We start from the raw sequence: 3215 nt of genomic DNA, 5'->3' as shown, positions 1-3215 counted from the left end.
GCCGCAGCGGCTTCACTGGGCGGGAGGGCTGAGCGGTGAAGGCGGGCGAGCTCCTGGCCAGGCTGACCGGCGGTGTCTTGCTGCTGAGCCTCTATCTGTTCCTCTACGCGCCCATCGCCTACGTGATCTACGTGTCCTTCCAGAAGGACCTGAACTGGCCCTTCCCGCCCAGCTGGACGCTCGCCCACTACACCGCCCTGGGAGCGGACCAGACCTACCGGGAAGGCTTGTGGAACAGCATCCTGCTGGGCGTGGGCAGTGCCGTGATCTGCACCGTCGTCGCGACCATGGGCAGCATCGCGGTGCTGAAATACCGGTCGCGCTGGCGGGCGCTGATGGTGGTGATCTTCCTCTGCCCCCTGTTCGTGGCGGACCTGCTGGTCGGCATCTCCAACCTCCTGTTCAACCGCCAGATCCTGAACCTGCCGGGCAACATGGGTTCGGCCATGATCGGCAACGCGGTGCACTGCACCTCGTTCGCCTTCCTGATCATGCTGGCCCAGCTCTCGCGCTACGACTGGAGGCTGGACGACGCCGCCATGGTGTTCGGCGCCCGGCCGCTGCGCTGCTTCTTCGAGGTCACCCTGCCGCTGATCTGGCCGGCCATGCTCGGCGCGTTCCTGGTCAGCTTCATCCTGGCCTTCAACAATCTCGAGATCTCCTTCTACAACCTGGGGGCCATCCCGACCCTGCCGACCATCGCCTGGGGCTCGCTGCGCTTCGGCCTGGGCGGCGAGCTGTTCGCGCTGGCGGCCCTGGTGAACGGCGTCGTCCTGGGGGCGTTCGCCGTGATGTATCTCCTGATGCGCTACCGGATCGTCAGCTTCGGCCACCGGGAATGACCATGCGCGCCACCAACCAACCGAGGAAGGGTTCGTCATGCGGGTGATCGTGATAGGGGCCGGCAGCGGCGGTGCGACCTTCGCCGGCCGGCTGGCGCAGGACCGCCGGCACGAGGTCGTGCTGGTGGAGGCCGGCTCGGACTTCGGCCGGTTCGACGCGCATGGCTGGCCGTTCGAGCTCCTGGATTCGCGGCGCATCCCGACCACGCACGACTGGGGCCTGGAGAACCAAGACCCGGGCTCCTCGCGCTCGTACCGGCTGGAGCGGGCTCGGGTGATGGGCGGCTGCTCCTCGCACAATGGCTGCGCCGCGGTGCGCGGCATTCGCAGCGATTTCGAGAAGTGGTCGGAGGCGGGCGGGGTCGACTTCTGGAACCCGGACGAGTTCCTGGAGGACTTCGCCGCGGTCGACCGGGCGCTGAACGTGCGCACCTTGCCGTTCGAGGAGTTCTCGCCCTACCAGCAGGATTTCTACCACGCGGCGCGCGCGGCGGGCATCCCGCACTCCGATAACATCAACGACATCGACGAGGGGGTCGGCGTCTCGATCTGCCCGATGAACAAGAAGGGCGGCATTCGCTGGAATGCCGCGTTCGGTTTCGTCGACCCGGTGCGCGGCCAGGACAATTTCTCGGTCGAGGCCAATTTCGAGGCGGCCGAGCTGCTCCTGGACGGCAGGTGTGCGGTGGGCGTGCGCGGCTTTCGGCGGGGTGAGCCCCATGAGCTGAGGGGTGACTATGTGGTCGTCGCATCGGGCGCCTATGGCTCACCGATGCTCTTGCTGCGCTCGGGCATCGGCGATCCGGCTACCCTCCAGGAAGCCGGCATCGAGCTGCGTCACGCTTTGCCGGGTGTCGGGCGCAACCTGCAGGACCATCCGGCCATGGCGCTCACCTACCGCGCCAAGGACCAGCTGATCGGGCGGACCCAGGCGCACGAGCAGCTCCGCCTCAACTATGACGAGGGCACCATCGCCAAGGTGCGGAGTCCCTTTGCCCAGAACCCCTTCGACATGCACATCTTCTCGGTGGGCGGCCGCACGCCCGACCTGCAGGACTGGTACTGGCAGGTCTATGTCGGCCTCCTGAACCCGCGCTCGCGCGGCCAGGTCCGCCCGGTGCGCAAGGACGGCAGCCTCCATTTCGCCATCGAGCACAGCCATGTGACCGATCTCGAGGAGATCGATCTCCAGGCGCTCGCCTGGGGCGTGGCGGAGGCCCGCCGGATCATGTCCCATGCGCCTATCGCGGAGGAGCTGGAGGAGATCGTGCCCGGCGTCGGCACGCAGGACGACAAGGTCAGGGACTGGATCCGCGCCTCGCACCAGCACTACTACCACCCGGCCTCGACCTGCTCGATCGGCCGGGACCCGGCGGCCGGTGCGGTGGTGGACGGCTATGGGCGCGTCCATGGGCTGGACGGGTTGATGGTGGCGGACGCCTCCATCATGCCGTTCGTCACCACGGCGAACACCAACCTCCCCACCGCCGCCTTGGGCCATCGCCTCGCGCGCAAGTTCGATGCCATTCAGGAGATCTCGCGCGACTGACCCTTGCGCGGGATGCCCAGCTGTTGCATCCGCATCGGGCGCTTTGTGCGTAAGGCAAGTGCGCGCGCGTGTTATGTTGCTCGGGCCGCTTGAGCCCGGAAGGCATTCTTCCTCAAGCGACGCGCGGCCGAGAGGATTTTGGAGATGCAGACCGCAGGGTATGCGACCGCCAGCGCGTCGGTACCGGCGAACGCAGCCGAGCTGGACCGGCGCTACGGGACCAGGGTCGAGGCGATGCTCGCCCACTGGCTGGACGACGAGACCCTGGCCGCCGGGCTGCGGCGGCCAGTGCTGGCCGAGGTGGCGCGCAATGGCGGCCGCTTCGACCCGCGCCTGGGCTCGGTGGAGGACTGGGTCTTCAGCGAGGCGCGCCGGGAAGCCCGTGCGCTGATCGGGCCGGAAGGGGTCGCGGGCGTGATCCCGGTCATGCGCCACACGCCCGATCCCGGCATGCTGCCGCGGCAGAAGGAACGGCGTGGCGGAGCCTCGCGCAAGCGTGCCTCCAGAGCGGCGCCGCGCCGGAAGTGGCTGGGCGGGGTGGCCGCACTCCTGGCGGCAGGTGCCGTGCTGACCGCTGCCTGGTACCAGCCGTCCCTGACCGAATGGCAGGTCGCCGATCTCCAGCCGGACCTGTCCCGGCCACCGGTCGCGGAGCCGGCGGCACCACCGCCCGCCGCCGCACCGGCACCGCTGGCCCTGCCGAAGCTCGACGCGGAAGCGGAGCTGGGCCCGCTGCCCGAACCGGACCTGGCAGCGATCCTCCAGCCACCCGAGCCCGCCCCGGCACTGCAGCCACTGGCGGCACCTCCGCCTCCGGCACCCCC

2 protein-coding genes and 1 pseudogene are annotated in these 3215 nt (G+C 69.1%); all 3 read left to right on the top strand.

Annotated elements, in window-relative coordinates; genetic code table 11:
• Positions 1-35 precede the first annotated feature (35 nt).
• The gene (locus EQG76_RS25100; RefSeq protein WP_200841101.1) at positions 36-842 is read left to right on the top strand and encodes an ABC transporter permease; all 807 of its coding nucleotides are present in this window, start codon (positions 36-38) and stop codon (positions 840-842) included.
• 37 nt (positions 843-879) lie between these two features.
• A complete protein-coding gene (locus EQG76_RS25095) occupies positions 880-2391 on the top strand; it encodes a GMC family oxidoreductase (RefSeq protein WP_159717386.1) in 1512 nt (503 codons plus the stop codon).
• A 144-nt stretch (positions 2392-2535) separates the two neighbouring features.
• A pseudogene (locus EQG76_RS25090) lies at positions 2536-3215 on the top strand (hypothetical protein); the annotation flags it as partial.

Origin of the sequence: Geminicoccus flavidas, assembly GCF_009806515.1 — a bacterium.
GTDB classification, from domain to species: Bacteria; Pseudomonadota; Alphaproteobacteria; order Geminicoccales; family Geminicoccaceae; genus Geminicoccus; species Geminicoccus flavidus.
The sequence above is the reverse complement of the archived record's forward strand: the minus strand, read 5'-3'. Positions and strand labels throughout refer to the sequence as shown.

Coding starts and splice junctions, on each gene's coding strand:
- EQG76_RS25095 (WP_159717386.1), top strand. CDS start 880: ATGCGGGTGATCGTGATAGGGGCCGGCAGCGGCGGTGCGACCTTCGCC.